Source organism: Marinobacter sp. (assembly GCF_041595835.1).
In the GTDB taxonomy this organism is placed as follows: Bacteria; Pseudomonadota; Gammaproteobacteria; order Pseudomonadales; family Oleiphilaceae; genus Marinobacter.
In genome coordinates, this window is record NZ_JBFHJO010000006.1 from 85,786 (window position 1) to 105,902 (window position 20,117).

The window sequence follows — 20,117 nt, forward strand, 5'->3', positions numbered from 1 at the left end:
ATGAAGCAAAAAGCCAACGCACTGCGCTGGTGGCTGATTCCCGGAACCCTGCTGGTCATTGTGGCCGGCAGCGGTCTCTGGTACAGCTCCGGCTCTTCCGGCATCACCGTCGAAATGTCCGGCAAGCCAGGCACAAAGAGCCCAAGCCAGACAGAGATCGCCTACAACCACGTCCTGCCCGAAGTGAACCACCCATCTTCGACCGCTTACAAGACCCCACCCAGGCTATCCAGCCCTCCTATCGCCCCATCACTGGAAGGCACCGATATTGACGGCACCCTACAAGCCACCGCTGATGGTCAATTGGTTGTGAATTTAGAGGTGCGCGACTTCTTTGATTACTTCCTCAGCACGGTAGGCGAAGTATCTCCGGAAACGGCCATCACTCAAATTCAACACATGGCACAACAGTACCTGCCCGAGCCTGCCAGCAGTCAGGCCATAACCCTGCTGGAGCAATATCTCGCATACAAACAAGCATCTTTAGACGTGTTACAAACAGAGCTGGACCCAAGCCGCCAGCATGATGCCGCTTACCAGCTTGAAGCTCTCGGCAGCGCCCTCGCGCAACTAAAACAACTACGTCAACAGATTTTCAGTCCTGAGGCTCACCAGGCCTTCTTCCGCCAGGAAGAAGCCTATAGTGAGTACACTCTGGCGACTCTGGGTATTCAGCAACGCACGGACCTGACGGAACAAAGTAAGCAAGCCCTGCTGAACTGGCACAGAAATCAACTACCCGATACTCTGAAATCGACCGAACAGCATCTGCACGCTGATATTCAGCAACAACAGCAACGAATCGCGGCAATGGCATCCGCCAGCTCACCGGAAATGGCCGGACAGCAGCTAATCGACATGGGGCTCGACCCAGAAAGTGCCGATGATGTTGTGAGCTACCTCCAACAACGTCAGGCTTTCAACCAGCGCTTTGAAGCATTCCACGAAGCCATAAAACACCAGCAAAAGGCTGGTCTGGCCAACACTACAGAAAAGGAATACCAGGCACACCTTCTGGAGCAGTATTTTCCAGACCAGCAGGAACAAACCTGGGCTAAACTAAAGCTGCTCGACCAAAGCTAACCTTGGGATCTGAATGACCGCAGAACAGATCAGACATCAGCAGTCCAGCGGCTTTTTGACTCTACGTTTCGAACCATCGCTTGAAGCCAGCTACCGGGAAACCCGTTCCGCCCTGATCCGGCAACGTGCACGCGTAATCTCGATTACGGGCCTACTCCTTTTTATGGGCTATGCGCTAATGGACGCAATAACGCTGCCTCAAGCACTCGCACAGATCACCGTATTTATCCGACTGGCGGTGATCTGTCCCATCATCGCCTTTGTCCTCTGGCTGGTAAACCGAACCGCTTTGCCTGATTCGGTTTTTGAAAAAATTTATTGCCTTGCGTATCTAGCCGGGGGGCTGAGTATTATTGCCATTATTATGGCCGCCCGGCTCCACGCATACCCTCTGCCTTATGAAGGCATGATTCTGATGCTGATGTTTGGCTATTTCGCCATGGGCTTACCCTTTTCAACCGCCTCCATTTCATCCTTTACGCTGGTGGGGGTTTACCTGTTAGCAGAAGCTTGGGCCGACACGCCATTATCCGAGATTCTGAGCAACGGTTTTTTTCTGATAACAGCCAACGTGATCGGCATGATTGGTGCGTGGATGTCTGAATATCGCCATCGAGCTCATTTTCTTGACCGACAGTTACTAGGACTGATGCACCGGGCCGCAGAGGATGAAAACCGTCGAAAAACTGAATTAATTACCGCCGCAAGTCACGACCTACGCCAACCTCTAAACGTTATCGAAATCACTCTCGAAAATCTTCAGCCCACCCTGCAGGGAACGCTTCATGGCAACATGCTGCGCCAACTCAAAGACATGGTCAGCCAACTTCGCAGCTTGCTAGCCACCGTACTCGACAGCGCCCGCCTTAACGAAGGAATGATCAAGCCTGAACTGGAACCAGTCCAAGTGTCCGGGGCTTTTCAAAGCGTACAGGATCTTGTTGAAGACACACTTTACAGCCGAGGACTAAACCTCTGCCTGGAACTTCCCTCAACACCGACTTACGTTATGGCCGATCCGGTGCTGCTTCAACGAATTCTACAGAATCTGATCATCAACGCAGCAGACCACAGTGGGGCAGACACGGTCCGCCTGTGCTGCAAACAACGCGGCACAAACGTTCGCATTCTGGTTTGCGACAATGGCAGGGGCTTACCTGAAAACATTAAGGACAGGCTATTTCAGCCCTATATACGCAGTAGCAAGAAGAACAATTCCCCCGGGCTCGGTCTCGGGCTGACCATCGTGCATGAGTTTACAAATCTGATGGACGGTCATTGTGGTGCCGAATCCACGCCACAAGGCTCGATATTTTGGGTAGATTTACCTGAGCCAGTTACAACCAGCCCCGGTCTCTCGCCTTATTAACGCACTCCGTGCGATTTTGAACACCTAACTGGGTAAAAATTGCTTTTAAGTGGGTTTTAACGGTGTTTTCGGTCAAATCTAAACTTTGGCAAATACGCTTGTTGGGAAAGCCTTGCGCTAAAAGAGACAGCACTTCAAGTTGTCGAGGTGTTAACGGCACAGCCCGGGCCAAAGGAGCCATACCCCCAGGAAAATAATCCCTCCCCTTACTGATAGCAGTCATCATCCGAACGAACGCCATCCGGCCTGCTGACTTGGCAAGAAAACCTCTGGCTCCCGCAGCCCGAGCCTCTCGAATCGTGCGTTCATCATCACTGCTGGAAATAATAACGACAGGTAACTGCGGGCATTTCCCGGAAAGCTTTGGCAAAAGAGATAGCCCTGATTCGCCCTCAAGAGATACATCGAGCAAAATAAGCTCCACTCCCTCCCTCTGCATCAGGCTCTCTGAGGCCTCTTCAACAGAAGAGACGGTTTCAACCACTTCAGCTAAACCTTCCTGCTGAATGAGCCCGGCCAAACCCTGTGCGAAAAGGGCATGATCATCTACCAAGAGAACCCGGTTAAACGGTAATGAATCCTGAGGCCCGGCAGCACACGAGCAATGCTCAGAGCGAATCGCAGTCATCATGCAGCTCCCAGAATAATTATTTTTATTACTGCGGAAGCACTATAGCCTAACCAACACAGCTCCTCAGCGGCCTGCTTAACATTTCACGGTTTACGGCTTAGCACGCATTCCATACAAACTTACAGGCTTCGGCAAATCCCTACCTAAATCAGGGTCACAGATCTGGTTATGCCCCATATACTGCTAGTGTCGCTTCCAACTAAAAGACCGGGACAATGGACATTAAAAACGACCACCGCTACGCCATTAACTTGAACGTTCGGGGCATTCAGCCCTCGGCCACCCTTCGCATCAATGAGCAGAGCAACGAGCTGCGCGCTGAAGGGAAAGACATCATCAAGCTGGGCCTTGGGCAATCCCCTTTTCCAGTCCCTGAGCGGGTAGTAGATGCGCTCAAAGAGCACGCGCATGAGAAGGACTATCTTCCGGTGAAAGGTCTCAGAGGCCTGCGTGAGTCCATTTCCGGCTACATAAACCGCAATGAAAAGATGCGTTCTACATGGGAAGACGTACTCATTGGCCCGGGCTCCAAAGAACTCCTGTTCATTCTTCAGCTGGCTTATTATGGCGACCTGCTGATTCCGCGGCCGAGCTGGGTCTCCTATGCTCCCCAGGCCCGCATCATCGGTCGCTCGGTACATTGGTTGCCCACCCATGCCGAGAATAACTGGCAGCTGACGGCAGAAGAGCTGGACATCGTTTGTCGGGATGACCCCTCACGCCCACGTATTCTGATTCTGAACTACCCATCCAACCCAACCGGCTGTACCTATACCGATGACCAGTTACTGGCCATCGCCAATGTCGCCCGCAAGTACAATTTGATCCTGCTGTCTGACGAAATCTACGGCGAGGTAAACTTTGAAGGCCGGCACAAGTCCATCGCCCGTTATTATCCGGAAGGCACCATTATCAGCACCGGTATGAGTAAATGGCTTGGTGCAGGTGGCTGGCGCCTGGGAACGTTCATCTTCCCGCCCGAGCTACGCCCCCTGCAGGATGCCATGGCCATCATCGCCAGCGAAACCTTCACATCGACCGCTGCGCCTATTCAGCACGCTGCAATCACTGCCTTCAACGGCGGCGATGACATCAACGAATACCTGCACCAGTCACGACGGGTACTGAAGGTCGTTGGCGAATACATGCACCGTCGCCTCAGCGATATGGGTGCCGTAGTGCGCAAACCTGAAGGTGCGTTCTATGTGTTCCCGGATTTCTCAGGCTTCAGCGATAAGTTGGCGAGAAAAGACATCAAAACCTCTCAGGCCTTCTGTACTGCACTGCTGAAAGATACCGGTGTAGCAATCTTGCCTTCCAGTGACTTCGGATTTGTCCCGGATCACATGGGCGCGCGCCTGGCGTTTGTGGATTTTGATGGTGCACAAGCATTGGCGCTGGCGGGTGGCGAATACGCTGAGCAGGAATTGGCGGACGATTTCGTCAAACAAGCCGGTCCCCGCCTGGTACTGGCTATGGATAAAATGGAGAAGTGGCTGAACAGCCTGTAACTCCCGGCCGTGATAGACTGGCACCCTCACGTAAAAATACACCGAGGGTGCCATGTCTGATTCTCTTTCTCTGCGCGATATCACTGACTTTGCCGAAGCATTAGCCAAAGACGCCGGTGAGCTGATCCGCCACGAGCGGGAAGAAAATACCCTCCGTACCAATTACAAAGATCAAACAGAGCTGGTCACTCACGCCGATGTTATGGCAGACGAATTCATCACTGCCGCCATCCGAAAACGCTTTCCCAGCCACCGTATTCTGTCTGAAGAAACCATGCCCGACCTGTCCCAGGCAGAACACCTGGACACGCCGCTATGGATTATTGATCCCATCGACGGCACCGTAAACTACGCCTACGGCCACCCTCAGGTAGCAGTATCAATTGCTTACGCAGAACGTGGTGAAGTTCAGGTCGGCGTGGTGCATGCGCCTTTTTCTGGTGAAACCTTCCGGGCCACCAAAGGCGAGGGAGCAACGCTGAACGGCAATTCTATCCAGCACAGCGGCGCCACAATTCCCAGGCAGTCACTGTTCGCTACCGGATTCCCCTACACCAAAGACAATCTGGCTCCCCTCATTCGCAGGCTGGATGCAATGATTCACCAGTGCCGCGACTTGCGCCGCATCGGCTCTGCCGCCCTGGATATTTGCTGGGTTGCCTGTGGTCGACTGGATATCTACTACGAAAACGTCAGCCCATGGGATTTCGCTGCGGCCCGCCTGATCGCCTGGGAAGCCGGTGCAACCGTTGGTCACTTCGGAGACGTCCCGGACGGCTACCCAGCTGACCTGTGGGGCCGAGACATTCTGATTTCAGCGCCAGAGGTGTGGGCGCCGATACGATCGACTCTTCGCTCAGCCTCTGGCTATGACTGATTGGGGGGAAATTAACCCCAGGTCAGTTCAGAGAGCAGCACCCAGGCCTCATCAAAGTCGGTGGTAGGCAGGCGGGAAAAAGACGACCGGACAAAGCGCTGAATGCGCCCCTCAAGGAAAACCATAACAAAGTCTGCACCTCGCGCTGCACTCGTGCGAGGACGCAGCCCCTGGCGAATTTCACCTTCCTTCAGAGTCTGACGAAACTGGGTTTCCAGGCGTTCAAAGAACTGGGACGCACGTTTACGCAGAGACTCGTCTTCCCCCATCAGAGCATCGCCGGTCAGCACACAGCACAGCCCTGGATTTCGTTCAGAAAAGACTAAGACCAGATGCACCAGTTGCTGCAAGCGCACACGAACATCCTCCTGCTCCTGCAGGACCACCTGGCAGCGGGAAAACACAGCCTCCTCCGCAAACTCGATAAGCGCCTCAAACATTTTCCGTTTGCTGGGAAAGTGTCGATATAACGCCGCTTCAGTGACGCCCACGGATTTAGCCAGGCCCGCCGTAGTAATGCGAGCTCCCGGATCTTTTTGCAGCAATTCAACAAGCGCCTGCAGGATGGCATCCCGCCGGCTCGGTTTCTGGTTGGTCATATCAGGACTACAGCGCTCTGGTATCTTTTTGGATGTTTAACCGCTTAAAAAAACGTACCGTCAACCGGGGAAGAGGCACTGGCGTATAGTTTCTTCGGCATACGGCCTGCCAGGAAAGCTTCCCGGCCGGCTTCAATGGCCAGGCGCATGGCATTTGCCATTCTGACCGGATCTTTGGCCTGAGCAATAGCCGTATTCATCAGCACTCCATCACAACCCAGCTCCATAGCAATGGTGGCATCGGAAGCCGTTCCAACGCCAGCATCCACAAGCACCGGTACTTTCGCGTTTTCAACAATCAACCGGACGTTATAACGATTCTGTATCCCCAAACCTGAACCAATCGGGGCACCCAAAGGCATGATCGCAACACAGCCCATTTCCTCCAGACGCATGGCCAGCAAAGGATCATCTGAGCAATACACCATCACTTTGAAACCGTCTTTGATCAGCTCTTCCGCTGCGGCCAGAGTTTCCGGCATGTTCGGGTACAACGTTTTGTGCTCGCCCAAAACTTCCAGTTTCACCAGATCACGCCCGTCCAGCAGTTCACGGGCCAGCTTGCAGGTGCGCACCGCATCTTTTGCCGTGTAGCAACCGGCGGTGTTAGGGAGAATGGTGTACCGTTCCGGGGAGATCACATCCAGCAGATTCGGCTCATCCGGATTCTGGCCCAGGTTGGTCCGGCGAACCGCAACCGTGACGATTTCTGCCCCACTGGCTTCAATCGCATGGCCTGTTTCCATCAGGTCCTGATACTTGCCCGTACCAACCAGCAAGCGGGACTGATAAATCTGGCCTGCAATTTCCAGGGGTTTGTCTTCGGGAAGCTGAATTTCCGGTGTGTCTGTCATAACCTACCTGAGTTCGATAAAAAAGATTGGGAGTTCGTGAAGGTTCGCGCACCAACATTCTGATAATGCAGAATCAACCTCCGCCGATCGCATGCACCAACTCTACCCGGTCATTTTCACTAAGGGTGAATTCCGCGTGCTGGCTACGAGGAACAATGTCCTCATTAACCTCAACAGCTACTCGCTTGCCCGTCAGCGATAGTTTTTCGATTAAAGCGGCAACCGTTGCTCCTACGGGGAGCTCCATGGCTTCGCCATTTACCTGAACCTGCATTATTCTGATTGTCTCCGTTATTTTTTCAGGGCTGCGGCTACCAGCAGCCCCCAGCCAACCATAAAGCAAACGCCACCTATCGGTGTTACTGGCCCAAGCCAGTGGTTTCCGGTAAGCACCAACAAATAAAGACTGCCGCTGAAGAGCAAAATTCCAGTCAGCCAGAAGCCGCTGGCGATGGACAATAACCGACGATTCAACCCCACCGCAGACATCAGCCCGGCAACAATCAACGCCAGGGCATGGTACATCTGATAGCTCACGGCCGTTTGAAACACCTCAAGTTCCCGTTCACTCACCACATGACGCAGCCCATGAGCACCAAACGCCCCCGCCATAACCGCCAGCAAACCCGCGAGCCCGCCAATGGCAAGCGCCCAGCGAATCACCCCGGTTTGGCTATTAACGGCAGTCACAGTGAATTTTCTCCCCGCTGTCCAGGTTCATCAGTGTAAGGGCACCACCCCATACGCAACCGGTATCAAGACCAATAAAACGGTCGCTGCCGGTGTCCCCATCCAATGCGGCCCAGTGGCCAAAGATGACTCGGATATCATCCCTGCGCGGGTAAATAAACCAGGGAGCATAGCCTTCCGGTGCCTCATCTGCCGACTCTTTGGCCGTGAGTTCCAGGCTGCCATCTGCAGCAATAAAGCGCATCCGGGTGAAATAATTGGTAATCACCCGCCAACGATCCATACCCGTGAGGGTATCACTCCAGCGTTCAGGCTGATTACCATACATCAGTCTGAAATACTCGCCTGCATCGCTACCGCGAATCACCGCCTCCACTTCACGGGCACAAGACAGAGCCTGCTCAACACTCCAGATATGGGGTAGACCGGCGTGGGCCATCAACAGATTCCGGCCGGCATCGTGAACACAAAGGTGTTGCTGTCGCATCCATTGCACCAGCCGGTCACAGTCCGGTGACTCGAGTATGTCATACAGGGTGTCTTTCTTTTTCGGACTATGGCCACCTAAAACTACCGCCAGTAAGTGCAGATCATGGTTCCCCATAACCACCACCGCAGCATCGCCCAGACTTTCGATATAACGCAAAGTCTCCAGCGAGGACGGCCCGCGATTGATCAGATCACCCGCCACCCAAAGTCTGTCTCTTGAAGGCGAGAAGTCTACTTTTGCCAACACATCCCGCAGTCGATCGTAGCAACCCTGAATATCGCCAATGGCGTAGTCAGTCATTACTTACCTCGTCGGCCTCTGTTTTCTTGGCCTTTGCATCAACCAGAAAATCAGCAATCAGCACGTAATCCGCCAGGCTCAGGTTTTCCGGACGAAGACCGTCGTTAATTCCCAGAGACTGTAACTGGTCTACCGTGACCATTGCGGCCAGTGCTTTCCGAAGAGTTTTCCGCCGGGCATTAAACGCAGTACGCACAACAGACTGAAGCGTTTTAAGATCTTTTGCAGGATGAGGCAGTTCTTTATGCGGAACCAGCCGAACAATGGCGGAGTCCACTTTGGGTGCCGGCCGGAAAGCGCCCGGGCCCACCTCAAACAACGGCTGCACCTTACAAAAGTACTGGGCCATGATCCCCAATCGACCGTAATTATTGTCACCAGGAACCGCAGCCAACCGCTGTACCACTTCTTTCTGCAGCATGAAGTGCATATCTTGCACCACGCCGGATTGCGCCAGCAGATGAAAGATCAGAGGCGTCGAGATGTTGTACGGCAAGTTACCGACAATGCGCAACGGGCGGTCGGTTGCCAACACGCTGAAATCAAAGCTGAGGGCATCGGCCTCATGAATTCTGAAGTCTGGATAGTTGAAAAACTTGGTGCGCAGCACCGGAATCAAATCCCGGTCGAGTTCTACCACCTGCAGGCGAGGGTTAACGGCCAGAAGTTCTTCAGTGATTGCCCCAAGCCCCGGACCAATCTCAACAAGGACGTCGTCTGGCTTCGGGTTGATGGAACGAACAATCTTTTCAATCACGCCGGGATCATGCAAAAAGTTCTGGCCGAAACGTTTACGGGCTTTATGGCCGTGCTGGTTACTCATTGATACTCTCCGGCTGGGCTTCTCGACGGCAACGGGCCATATGTTCTCCTACTCGAATGGCAGTATGCAGGCTACCAGCATCGGCTTTGCCTGTACCCGCCAGATCCAGAGCCGTGCCATGATCCACTGACGTACGAACAATCGGCAGCCCCAGCGTGATGTTAACTGCGCGGCCAAAGCCCTGAAACTTCAGCACCGGCAGGCCCTGATCGTGATACATAGCGAGTACCGCATCGGCGCTGTCCAGCCAGTGCGGCGTAAATAGGGTATCTGCCGGCAGCGGACCGGTCAGGTGAATATTTTCCTGACGAAGCCGATCCAGTGTTGGCTCAATCACCTCGATTTCTTCCCGGCCCAAATGGCCGCTTTCTCCCGCATGAGGGTTCAGCCCCGCCACCAAAATGCGCGGTTGCCTGATGCCAAAAAACGTTTTCAGGTCGGCATTCAGAATCCGGGCTACCTGAGTCAACCGCTCCGGCGTAATCGCTGCGGGTACATCCTTCAGGGGTAAGTGAGTGGTTACCAAAGCAACCCTGAGCTCATCGGTCGCCAGCATCATCACCACCCGCTCAACACCACAAAGTTCCTGCAGGAACTCAGTATGACCACTAAAAGCAATGCCAGCTTCGTTAATCACCCCCTTGTGCACCGGCGCCGTTACCATGCCGTCAAAGTCACCGTTCAGGCAACCTTGTGCAGCAAGCGTCAGAGTGTCCAGAACATACTGGCTGTTAGCAACATTCAGCCGCCCGGCCTCGGTCGATTGGCAGCCGTCTACAGTGCAAACAGAAAGATGGCCGGCGCAGATCTCTGGTTGCATACCTGGTTGCCAGTCATGCAACTGAACGGCCAGACCAAGCTGCCTGGCACGCTGCTCCAGCAAACCTTTACCGGCGATGACCACAATACCAGCACCACGGTTTTCACCCGCCAGCTGCAGACATAGCTCTGGTCCGATACCTGCCGGCTCGCCTGCGGTCAGTGCCAGAATTACCGGTTTGGTCATGATGCGCTGTCTTCCTCACTGGCGGGGTTCATATCCGCGTACTCACCTTTGAACTCTACGAAGGCTTCATCACGGATTTCTCGCAGCCAGTTCTGCAGTTCAGTTTCAAACTTACGCATGTAAATTGCCTGACGAGCCTGTGTAGCACGGCTCTCAGCAGTAACATCCTGGGTTCTGCGCTCTTCAACCTGAATGATGTGCCAGCCAAACTGGGAACGTACCGGACCATAAATTTCGCCAACACTGGCTTCCAGCATGCCCTTCTCAAACTCAGGAACCATCTGGCCGGGACTCACCCAGCCCAGATTTCCGCCATCAGAACCGGAAACCGGGTCATCCGACAATTCACGGGCCAATTCTGCAAAATCAGCACCATTTTTAAGCTGCTGGTAGATGTCTCGTATGCGTTTCTCTGCCTGCACTTCAGTCACCGCTTCAGAAGGGCGAACCAGAATATGGCGAACGCGGTGCTGCTCAATAAACTTTTGCTGCTCGCCGCCGCGCTTGTCCATCACCATCACCAGATGGAAACCGCTGTTGTTTTCCAGAACGTCAGAAGGTGCTCCTATCTTCAAACCCGGCACCACAGGTGCAACCAGTGACGGCAACTGACTTTCAGCCCGCCAGCCCATATCACCCCCTTCTAAGGCATTGCTGGCGTCAGACTCGGCCACCGCGACTTCGCGGAAGTCGCGGCCATCAAGTATCTGCTGGCGTAACCGTTCGGCGGTTGCGCGGGCTTCGGCAACCGAAGCGTCATTGCCAGGTTCATCAACCTGAATAAAAATATAGGCCAAACGGTATTCAGCACCATTACTGCCAGAGCCAGCCTGAGCCTTCAGGTAATTCTCTACCTCACGGTCAGTTATCCGCACACGGTTGCCCACGCGGGCCTGTTGCACCCGACTGGTCAGCATCTCATTGCGAATCTGTTCACGGGCCTGCTGATAAGTGACGCCTTCCTCCGCCAGCTGATCCTCGAACTGGGCCATGGTCAAACCATTGCTGCGGGCAATACTGGCCAATGTTTCGTTCAGCTCATTATCACTGATTCGCATGCCCATTTTGTCAGCCATCTGCAGTTGCACAGACTCTGAGATCAACTGTTCAAGCACCCGGGCTTCCAACATGTCGCGAGGCGGCAGCCCGGTACCCTGAGCTCTCAGGCGACCAATAATGGTATTCACCCGGGCTTCCAGTTCAGTCTGCAGAATCACATCGTCATCGACAATGGCTACCACACTGTCCAGTACCTTTCTTTCTGCTTGGGCTGCAACCGACAGGGCCATCATGGCCAGAGTCAGTAACAGGGTCAGTCCATGGCGTACAGTCGCCTTCATAATCACCTCATGGTTTGTGCATTCTCAGCCACCCGGCCTGATACCAGGTTAGTGGCTTTAGTTCGTGTTAACGGCGCTGAGTTCCAAAACGGCGGCGCTCGCGCTCGTCATAGCCATAAATAGCATCGCCAATGCTGTCTGATGCACCGCCGCTGCCACCAAGACCTTTAAGCTCAATTCTGAACAGCAGGCGGGTATCCAGTTCTTCATCATCGGTCAGGTAGTTCTGGTGTACCACCTGAACGCTCCAGCAGCAGTTGTTATATTCAAGACCGGCCAGCGAGCCCACCGTTCGATCCAGCTCTGAATCCCATACCCAACGGCCAATGGCACTGAGCTTGTTGGTAACCGGGAACACTGCACCGATGTCGGTCTGTTCAATATCATCAGGCCGACTGTAGGTATGGCCCATCGTAGCCAGGTATCGATAATCCTTGGTATGGAACACCAGCTGGCTACGCCCTTCTTCTGTTCTGTGGGTGTCGTGATCCCACAATCCAGACATGCTGATTTCCAGATTTTCCATTGGGTTCAACACCAGTTCCCCTGCAATCGGGGAGTTAGCCCGGTCGGATGCGCCCTCAGTAAAGAGGCTCACATCCCGGTCATCAAAATAGCGCACCTGGCCAATACTGACCCGCGCCCGCTCAGCACCGGTAAGAAGATCATTAAAGCGGCTGGTCAGTGCTACGGTGAGTTGGTTTGCATCCCCAACCCGGTCGCCCCCGGAAAAACGGTTACGTTCAAACAACCGGTCAAACCGGAAGCTCTTAACAGCGGTATCAAAGTCCGGGATGTCATCCTGGTCGGCGTCGGCATCGGCCCAGGCGTAATACAACCGAGGCTCCAGCGTCTGATTGTAAGGAATATCAAACAGACTTGAACGGCGGTCAAAATACAAACCGTTATCCCACTCAATCACCGGCACCGTGCGGTCAAAACTGCTGTCCCCGAGGGTATAGTCCTCAAGATCATAACGAGTGTAATCCAGGCTCAAAGAGGGCCGGCTAAAGCCCCAAAGAGCACGCATCGGCATGGCCAGTTCAGGAATCACCCGTACCCGCTGGCCGTTAGCTTTATCCAGGCCGCTGAGGCTTTCATTATCCCGGTAGAACCAGGTGTACTGGCCATCTACGCCTGCTTCGAACAGCCCCATATTCGCGGTACCTGCGTACAGCACTTCCGGCAATTGAGCGTATGGCTTATCAACATCAGCAATACGCTCGGCAATCGTCTGGTAGTCATTCAGGTAGGCATCGAAATACTGATTCTTATCTGAGTACCGCACCCCCCCGCGTCGCCGCAGATGGGTAGCCTGGTCAATTTCGAGAGAACGGTTCAAGTCACTCAGGTAGTCTTCATCAGAAACCACTGAGTAATCACCATAACCACGCCAGCCGCCACCAAAACTCGCCCGCGTGGAGAAATTCAGTGCCCAGCGTTCGCCGTCTGCGCCCGGAGTCTCGTCTTTGTACGCAGAATCGTCACCAATATAACCCAGCTGCAACACCGACTCGCCTAACCGGCTCAGATATCGGCCTTCCACTTCGGTAAACAGTCCACGACCGTGAATGTACTGGGGCGTCAAAGTGGCGTCGTAATGAGGTGCAAGATTCAGGTAGTAGGGTAACGCCAGATAGGCACCACTACCGGCACTGGAAGAGCCGAACTGAGGGTACAAAAATCCGGATTTACGGCGGTCATCAATAGGGAAGGAAATATAGGGCCAGTAGAACACTGGCGTATCCAGCACTTCCAGGCGCACATGTGTAGCCGTGCCAAAGCCTTCAGCCTGATCAAGCTCTATGTCCGACGCCACGATTGCCCAGTCATTCTGGCCCGGGCCGCACGTCGTGAGCATGCCGTCCGTAATCAACACCTGGTTTTCACCAATACGGGAAAGCGACGATGCCTCACCACGCATCTCGGACGCATGCAACAGGAACGTCGCCGTATTGATATCCAGCTGCCCCGAGTCAGTAGAATAACGGGCATCATCTCCCGTCAACAGAAAGCCCTCGCCGCGGCTTACCAGAGGCCCCTCCAGACTCAACTGACCAGACTGCGTGTTATAACGAGCCTCAGAGCCAGACGCCTGGAAGCTGCCTTGACGCAAGCGAACATCACCCTGCAGATACAGCTCAGCATCTAACTCGTAACGGGCGTTAAGCGCACTGGCCTCCAGCGGCACCGAGTTGACATCGGTCGCAGGGATGATTGTTGACTGGCCGCCAGCCAATGCCGAAGGCAGGTATCCACCTGCACAAAACACCGGAAGCTGAGCCTGCACGCCGGGCGGCAACTCACTTCTCGGGCGCCAGTCTATCTCTGCAGCACTTGGGGAGCTGCCCGGATTGTCTTCCGCCATAGCGGCCACCGGAGCCATAGCCATTGCCAGCAAAAGCCCGGCTAAACGGGGCTTAAACCACAACAACTGACGGTATCGGCTGGGCACGACGGCAGGCTTCCTGTTTCAGATGAATGGTGGCCGGAGTTAAAAACAGCTGCCTAGTTTACACGCGCCCCTATGGCTTGTTAACGGAAACACCGCTGCAAATCCGTTTTACGCTCTTTATACTCCTCTGCTAACGTGATCAAACAGTAAAACAACTCAGGAATCACCTCACAATTATGGACACCCGTCTGCAACTGCTGACCGACTGGGTCAGGCAAATTCCCGGCTTTGACAGCGCCTGCGCAGAACCCGTTTCAGGTGATGCCAGCTTCCGCCGGTACTTCCGGGTATGGCGGGAAACCCCCGAACAGCCGCACACACCGTTCATCATCATGGACGCGCCACCAGAACACGAAAACTGTATGCCGTTTGTTGCCATCGCCAAACACTGGCGACAGCACGGCATTCACGTTCCTTCGATTATAAGTGAGGACCTGAAACGGGGTTTCCTGCTGATCGAAGATTTTGGTGATCAACTGATGCTCGGCGCTCTGACCCCGGAAAATGCTGACACCTATTACCGCCAGGCTCTGGACGAACTCGTGCGCATCGCCAGCCAGTCTGCTCCGGCAGACCACCCGCTTCCTCAGTATGACGCCCCGATGCTGGACCGGGAAATGGCATTATTCCCCGACTGGCTACTTGAGAAGCATTTAGGCCTTGCGCTGAGCAATCAGGAACGCGCTCTGCTGGAGACCGCTTTCGGATTACTGAAAGAGAGTGCCCTGACTGAGCCAGAAGTCACGGTTCACCGCGATTATCACTCCCGGAACCTATTGATCATGGAAGGCCAAAGTGTTCCCGGTGTGATCGACTTTCAGGACGCGGTGAAAGGCCCGGTTACCTACGACGCTGTTTCTCTTCTTAAAGACTGCTACGTGCGCTGGCCCGAAGAAAAAGTCCGCGAATGGCTGGAATACTACCGGGCTATCAGTCTCGACGCCGGACTGCATCGAGCCGATGCCGACACCTTCCGGCAATGGTTCGAATTAATGGGCATGCAGCGGCATTTGAAAGCCGCTGGCATATTCGCCCGGCTGGCCATTCGTGACAGTAAAACCGGATACCTCGCTGACATTCCACGAACCATCAGCTACATACGGGACGCCAGTGCACGCCAGCCAGCCTTCCGGCACTTTCACGAATGGTTGTGCGGCACCGTTATCCCAGCAATAGAAGACAAGATCGGGCCAGTGCCAGCCCCGGAGAAAACAACCCCGTGAAAGCTATGATTCTGGCCGCCGGCAAAGGTGAGCGTATGCGCCCACTGACACTCACAACACCAAAACCACTGCTTTCGGCAGGCGGCAAGCCACTGATCGTACATCACCTGGAAAACCTCCAGCGGGCAGGTTTCCGGGACATAGTGATCAATCACGCCTGGCTGGGGGAGCAAATCGAACAATATCTCGGCAGCGGCAAACAGTTTGGCCTGAGCCTACGCTATTCCGCTGAAGGCACCCCACTGGAAACCGCCGGCGGAATAGTACGGGCACTGCCAATGCTGACAGACAATCAGGAAGACTGGTTTCTGGTCATCAACGGTGACATCTGGACCGACTTTTCCCTGAATCAGTTGCAACCACCTGCAGACCCGGACTGTGACGCCCTGTTAGTACTCACCCGAAACCCCGAACACAACCCTGAAGGCGACTTCCACCTTTCATCAACCGGACACCTTGCCTCTGAAGGCAATCACAAACTGACGTTCACCGGCATCAGCCTGTTACACCACCGTCTGTTCAACGGACTGGACGAAGGCGCAGGCAAACTCGGGCCGGTACTTCGGCAGGCCATGGCCCAAAACCGGGTACGAGGCCTGAACCACCAAGGCCTATGGATTGACGTAGGGACACCAGCCCGGCTGGAAGAACTCGACACCCTGCTCACGGAAAGTACACCGCACTCATGACAAAACCCAGCGCACCGCACATCCCGGCAAGGCTTGAATCAGTTTTCTCTGACCTGCTTCACGAACTCTCCAGCTGCGGCCATCAAGCCAACACTCTAATGGAACGGGCAAAGCTGCCACGGCGGTGCCGCAAGCCTCTGTTCTTCTTTCTGGGCTACATCGCCAAGGCCGATGGCCGGGTTATGGAACCGGATATCCGATACGCAGAGTCGCTAATGAAGGCCCTGAAGCTATCGCCGAGGCAGCGGAAAAAAGCGATTGAGCAGTTCAAGAAAGGAAAAGATTCCAGCGAGCTGAAATTATATCAAGGCTTCTGGAATCGATTTTTAACCCTGCTGTCACCCGATGCAGCACTAAAAACAGCCATCTGCCTTTGCCATGGCGCACAGGTTTCAGGGCAACCCGGGAAAACACGACGCTATCGCTGCGAAGACGCCATTGACCACCTCGGCCTGCCGGTCACCGTGTGCGATGATATTTTCGAAAGTTATGCCAGCAAAGTCTGGATTCGGACCGCCAGCGGCACCGGGAAACCAACCACCTACGAACAGGCCTGCCAGATTCTGGGGGTTACCCGAAGAGACAGCGTGGAAGTGATCAAGCGCACCTACCGAAAACGCGTGTCGGCCTGCCACCCAGACAAACTCGCGCAACAAAATCTGACCCAGTCAGAGCTGGCTTTAGCCAAAGATCAACTTCTGCGTTACCAGCAAGCCTGGGAACTTATCAAACAGCGGAACCACTCCCGATAGCAACGCCGTGATGGTATTGATTACCGCCCCAGCCAAGCGCTGATTCTGCTGGCCACACGCTCTGCATCCGCAAACCGGGGCGGGTTTTCCAGTGCCAGCAACTGGCGCTGATATCCCTGGACTTGCTGCCGCCCAAGCGCCGCTGCACGTTCCTGGCCCTCAGCCCTCTGACTGGCCCCATGCAAATCCAGCACACGCCAGGCACGCTCAGTTTCAAGCAGCCCAGGCAATCCCGATCGCTGCTCTGCAGAAAACTTCGGAGCCAGCCAAACCACGCCCGCCAAGGTATCCCGGCCAAGGGCCCAGTCCGTCACATGCTCTGCAGACCAGCCAACACCGGCCACCGCAATTCGTTCATACCCCTGATTTTCCAGCGCCTCAAACGCAGCGTCCAAAACATGCCGTACATTGGCCAGATAGCTCGAAACATCCTGAACGCCCCCTTCCACTTCACCCACATCGATCATGACCGATGACGGCTCAGATGCCCGTGGCTGCACCGGGCTTACCGCCAGCACTTGTTGGCGGCTACGGCGCAGCTTTTCCGGAGCAGCACCAAGCCCCAGAGTCATTACCGCCACACCTCTTTCGGCCATCGCCCTTCGCAAAGGCCCAAGCAAACCTTCATCTGCGTTCTGCCCTTCATTGGCCAACACAATCAAAGCCCCTCGCCCGGGCGTGACGAGTTCAGCCTGAAACAGGCTCAGTGCCCGGGCATCACCTGCCAGATTCAGCCAGACAACCTGTTCAGGGTGCGCCTCCGCCAGCGCCCACTCAGCCATGCCAGACAACGACATCGCCCGCACTTCCTGAGCACTTGCCTGAGCACCCACTGCAAGCCCGACAAACAGAAACCAAAGAACCCATCCCATTGCCCGAACCGTTAACACATCCGTATACCCCACGCTGCGAAAACCAGTAACAAACTGATAGACTAACAGGCTTCAACTGCCGCCGATAATTCATCTGACCGAGAGTGTACCGATGAACCCTTATCTGATTGCCCCATCTATCCTCTCCGCCGATTTCGCCCGTCTGGGAGAGGAAGTCGATAACGTACTGGCCGCTGGCGCCGACGTGGTGCACTTCGATGTCATGGACAACCATTACGTACCCAATCTCACCATAGGCCCAATGGTCTGCGAAGCTCTGCGCAAGCACGGCGTAACCGCACCCATCGACGTACACCTGATGGTCTCTCCGGTTGATGACCTGATCCGCATGTTTATTGACGCTGGTGCCAGCTACATCACATTCCACCCCGAAGCCTCACAGCATATCGACCGCTCCCTGCAACTGATTCGCGAAGGTGGCTGCAAGGCCGGCCTGGTATTCAACCCAGCCACTCCGCTGAGTTACATGGATTACGTGATGGACAAACTCGACATGGTGCTCCTGATGTCGGTAAACCCGGGGTTTGGCGGGCAAAAGTTCATCCCCGGCACGCTGGACAAACTGAGAGAAGCCCGTAAGCGCATCGATGCCAGCAACTACAACATCCGGCTGGAAATCGACGGCGGTGTAAAAACAGACAACATTCGCGAAATCGCTGAGGCTGGAGCCGACACATTCGTAGCCGGTTCCGCTATCTTCAATACTCCGGACTACCAAACCACCATCGCCGCCATGCGCGAAGAACTGGAACAAGCACGCAAGGTTATCATCGGATGAGTCTGAAAGGCCTGTTTAACGCCCGCTGGCCAGGTGTTGCCCTGTTTGATCTGGACGGCACACTGGTAGACAGTGCGCCGGATCTGGCTGCCGCCATCGATCAGATGCTCGCACATCTGGGAAGAAGCCCTGCCGGGCTGGACAAGGTACGTAACTGGGTAGGCAACGGCGCAAGTATTCTGGTGCATCGTGCGTTGGCGGGAAAGGCCGACTGGGAGCCCGCATCACCCAAAAACGAGGCTCTGCACAAAGATGCCCTGGCCATTTTTTACCACGCCTATGGCCAACTGAACGGCCAGCACGCAGTGGTCTTCAATGGCGTACTGGAATGCCTTGAACACCTGAAAGCCAAAGGCTGTCGTATGGCGGTGGTCACGAACAAGCCCGACCAGTTTGTCGCACCGTTGCTGAAGCAGACAGGGCTCGATCAGTACTTCGAACTGTTCGTTGGCGGTGACACCTTACCTGTCAAAAAACCAGACCCGGCACCACTTCTGCACGCCATGGAAAAACTCGGAGGCACCCCGGGCACCACCGTTATGGTGGGAGATTCTGCCGCAGACGTACATGCTGCTCTGGCAGCCGGAATCCCCTGCGTAGCCGTTCGCTATGGTTATAACTTTGGCACCCCGATCGCCAGCCTCGGTGCAGATGCAATGGTTGATTCCCTGGCCGAGCTTTTGTAAACATGCAAATCCGATTTCAGGAAACAAAGACATGACACCTGAGCACTTCACCAGCCTTGCCCGGGCTGGCTACAACCGTATTCCCGTGTACCGCGAAGTCCTGGCAGACCTGGACACCCCGCTGAGTACCTATCTCAAGCTGGCCAGCGGCCCATATTCCTATCTGTTCGAATCCGTTCAGGGCGGTGAGAAGTGGGGCCGTTACTCCATCATCGGCCTGCCCAGCCAGGAAGTGCTGAAAGTCTATGACCACCGCATTGAAGTCAGCCAGAACGGCAAAGTGGTGGAACAGGCGGAAGTGGAAGACCCGCTCGCCTTTGTCGACGAATACCAGAAGCGCTTCAACGCACCCGACCTGTCCGAACTCCCGCGTTTTAACGGCGGGCTGGTAGGCTACTTCGGGTACGACACCGTACGCTACATTGAAAAGCGCCTGCGCAAGACCTGCCCACCCGACAAAATCGGCACCCCGGATATCCTGCTGATGGTATCGAACGAAATCGTGGTGTTCGACAACCTGCGCGGCAAACTGCACCTGATCGTACACGTTGACCCGGCCGTTGAAGGCGCCTACGAGCAGGCCCAGGCGCGCATCGACGAACTGGAAAAGCAGTTGCATCGAACCACCGCCGACGCACCTCGCACGCCAGAGCACCTGCAAGGCAAGGAAGTGGACGAAAGCGACTTTGTTTCCGGCTTCTCGCAGGAAAAATTTGAAGCCGCGGTCGATAAAATCAAAGGCTACGTGCTGGACGGCGATGTCATGCAAACCGTCATCTCCCAGCGCATGTCCATCCCCTTCGAAGCACCGCCACTGAACCTGTACCGTTCGCTTCGGGTGCTTAACCCGTCGCCGTACATGTACTTTCTGGATCTGGGCGACTTCCACATTGTGGGTTCATCACCGGAAATCTTAGCGCGGGTAGAAGACGAAGAAGTTACAGTACGGCCCATCGCCGGCACCCGCAGGCGCGGCGCCACCGATGCCGAAGATAACGCACTGGAAAAAGAACTGCTGGCTGACCCGAAAGAAATCGCCGAACATCTGATGCTGATCGACCTGGGCCG

At 54.9% G+C, this 20,117-nt stretch carries 21 protein-coding genes; 10 read left to right on the forward strand and 11 right to left on the reverse strand.

The genetic code is table 11. The features are described from left to right. Together ABYA77_RS04360 and ABYA77_RS04365 are read left to right on the forward strand one after the other, a co-directional pair. Entirely contained in the window at positions 1–1,083 is a 1,083-nt protein-coding gene (locus ABYA77_RS04360; protein WP_372964721.1) for a lipase secretion chaperone, read from the forward strand. Between the two features lie 13 nt (positions 1,084–1,096). Further along, positions 1,097–2,452 carry a sensor histidine kinase gene (locus ABYA77_RS04365; protein ID WP_372964722.1) on the forward strand — a complete coding sequence of 452 codons (1,356 nt, stop codon included), beginning with the start codon at positions 1,097–1,099 and terminating at the stop codon, positions 2,450–2,452. On the opposite strand, the gene ABYA77_RS04370 is transcribed toward ABYA77_RS04365, so the two are convergent. Further along, on the reverse strand, positions 2,421–3,083 hold the full coding sequence (locus tag ABYA77_RS04370; protein WP_372964723.1) for a response regulator: 663 nt from the start codon (positions 3,081–3,083) through the stop codon (positions 2,421–2,423). The two genes, ABYA77_RS04365 and ABYA77_RS04370, sit on opposite strands and share 32 nt — an antisense overlap. A 215-nt stretch (positions 3,084–3,298) precedes the next feature. Here ABYA77_RS04370 and ABYA77_RS04375 point away from each other — a divergent pair, with 215 nt between their 5' ends. Next, positions 3,299–4,594 carry a pyridoxal phosphate-dependent aminotransferase gene (locus ABYA77_RS04375; RefSeq protein WP_372964724.1) on the forward strand — a complete coding sequence of 432 codons (1,296 nt, stop codon included), beginning with the start codon at positions 3,299–3,301 and terminating at the stop codon, positions 4,592–4,594. A gap of 52 nt (positions 4,595–4,646) precedes the next feature. After that, entirely contained in the window at positions 4,647–5,471 is an 825-nt protein-coding gene (locus ABYA77_RS04380) for an inositol monophosphatase (protein ID WP_372964725.1), read from the forward strand. An 11-nt stretch (positions 5,472–5,482) separates the two neighbouring features. On the opposite strand, the gene slmA is transcribed toward ABYA77_RS04380, so the two are convergent. The 9 genes from slmA to ABYA77_RS04425 form a co-directional block, all read right to left on the reverse strand. Further along, positions 5,483–6,070, reverse strand: coding sequence for a nucleoid occlusion factor SlmA (slmA, locus tag ABYA77_RS04385; protein ID WP_372964726.1), 588 nt, complete (start codon positions 6,068–6,070; stop codon positions 5,483–5,485). Positions 6,071–6,114: 44 nt separating this feature from the next. Continuing rightward, positions 6,115–6,924, reverse strand: coding sequence for a thiazole synthase (locus ABYA77_RS04390; protein WP_372964727.1), 810 nt, complete (start codon positions 6,922–6,924; stop codon positions 6,115–6,117). 73 nt (positions 6,925–6,997) lie between these two features. Further along, positions 6,998–7,198: a sulfur carrier protein ThiS gene (gene thiS, locus ABYA77_RS04395; protein ID WP_372964728.1), complete on the reverse strand. Its 201-nt coding sequence runs from the start codon at positions 7,196–7,198 to the stop codon at positions 6,998–7,000. A 17-nt stretch (positions 7,199–7,215) separates the two neighbouring features. Beyond that, entirely contained in the window at positions 7,216–7,536 is a 321-nt protein-coding gene (locus ABYA77_RS04400) for a DUF423 domain-containing protein (protein ID WP_372964742.1), read from the reverse strand. A gap of 64 nt (positions 7,537–7,600) precedes the next feature. Beyond that, positions 7,601–8,404, reverse strand: a complete 804-nt coding sequence (locus ABYA77_RS04405) for a symmetrical bis(5'-nucleosyl)-tetraphosphatase (RefSeq protein ID WP_372964729.1) — start codon at positions 8,402–8,404, stop codon at positions 7,601–7,603. Beyond that, a complete protein-coding gene (gene rsmA / locus ABYA77_RS04410; RefSeq protein ID WP_372964730.1) occupies positions 8,397–9,227 on the reverse strand; it encodes a 16S rRNA (adenine(1518)-N(6)/adenine(1519)-N(6))-dimethyltransferase RsmA in 831 nt (276 codons plus the stop codon). Before rsmA ends, ABYA77_RS04405 begins: the two co-directional genes overlap by 8 nt. Beyond that, positions 9,220–10,233, reverse strand: coding sequence for a 4-hydroxythreonine-4-phosphate dehydrogenase PdxA (gene pdxA / locus ABYA77_RS04415; RefSeq protein WP_372964731.1), 1,014 nt, complete (start codon positions 10,231–10,233; stop codon positions 9,220–9,222). Before pdxA ends, rsmA begins: the two co-directional genes overlap by 8 nt. Then, complete coding sequence (locus tag ABYA77_RS04420; RefSeq protein ID WP_372964732.1) at positions 10,230–11,573, reverse strand: peptidylprolyl isomerase; 1,344 nt, start codon at positions 11,571–11,573, stop codon at positions 10,230–10,232. Before ABYA77_RS04420 ends, pdxA begins: the two co-directional genes overlap by 4 nt. A gap of 67 nt (positions 11,574–11,640) precedes the next feature. Beyond that, a complete protein-coding gene (locus ABYA77_RS04425; RefSeq protein WP_372964743.1) occupies positions 11,641–13,965 on the reverse strand; it encodes an LPS-assembly protein LptD in 2,325 nt (774 codons plus the stop codon). Between the two features lie 239 nt (positions 13,966–14,204). Between ABYA77_RS04425 and ABYA77_RS04430 the strand changes: the two genes are divergently transcribed. Genes ABYA77_RS04430 through ABYA77_RS04440 form a run of 3 tightly spaced genes read left to right on the forward strand, consistent with a single transcriptional unit; the run spans position 14,205 to position 16,692 of the window. Continuing rightward, positions 14,205–15,251 (forward strand): aminoglycoside phosphotransferase family protein, encoded by a 1,047-nt coding sequence (locus tag ABYA77_RS04430; protein ID WP_372964733.1) that lies wholly within the window; start codon positions 14,205–14,207, stop codon positions 15,249–15,251. Further along, positions 15,248–15,940 carry an N-acetylmuramate alpha-1-phosphate uridylyltransferase MurU gene (gene murU, locus ABYA77_RS04435; protein ID WP_372964734.1) on the forward strand — a complete coding sequence of 231 codons (693 nt, stop codon included), beginning with the start codon at positions 15,248–15,250 and terminating at the stop codon, positions 15,938–15,940. Before ABYA77_RS04430 ends, murU begins: the two co-directional genes overlap by 4 nt. After that, the gene (locus ABYA77_RS04440) at positions 15,937–16,692 is read left to right on the forward strand and encodes a molecular chaperone DjlA (protein ID WP_372964735.1); all 756 of its coding nucleotides are present in this window, start codon (positions 15,937–15,939) and stop codon (positions 16,690–16,692) included. Before murU ends, ABYA77_RS04440 begins: the two co-directional genes overlap by 4 nt. Positions 16,693–16,712: 20 nt before the next feature. On the opposite strand, the gene ABYA77_RS04445 is transcribed toward ABYA77_RS04440, so the two are convergent. Further along, complete coding sequence (locus tag ABYA77_RS04445; RefSeq protein WP_372964736.1) at positions 16,713–17,564, reverse strand: DUF3530 family protein; 852 nt, start codon at positions 17,562–17,564, stop codon at positions 16,713–16,715. Between the two features lie 112 nt (positions 17,565–17,676). Between ABYA77_RS04445 and rpe the strand changes: the two genes are divergently transcribed. The 3 genes from rpe to ABYA77_RS04460 all read left to right on the forward strand — a co-directional run. Next, positions 17,677–18,363 (forward strand): ribulose-phosphate 3-epimerase, encoded by a 687-nt coding sequence (gene rpe, locus ABYA77_RS04450; protein ID WP_372964737.1) that lies wholly within the window; start codon positions 17,677–17,679, stop codon positions 18,361–18,363. Next, the gene (locus ABYA77_RS04455; RefSeq protein ID WP_372964738.1) at positions 18,360–19,049 is read left to right on the forward strand and encodes a phosphoglycolate phosphatase; all 690 of its coding nucleotides are present in this window, start codon (positions 18,360–18,362) and stop codon (positions 19,047–19,049) included. The genes rpe and ABYA77_RS04455 overlap by 4 nt, the downstream gene beginning before the upstream one ends. A 31-nt stretch (positions 19,050–19,080) precedes the next feature. Then, positions 19,081–20,117 (forward strand): anthranilate synthase component I family protein (locus ABYA77_RS04460; RefSeq protein WP_372964739.1); only part of this gene is annotated, 1,037 nt, incomplete at its 3' end.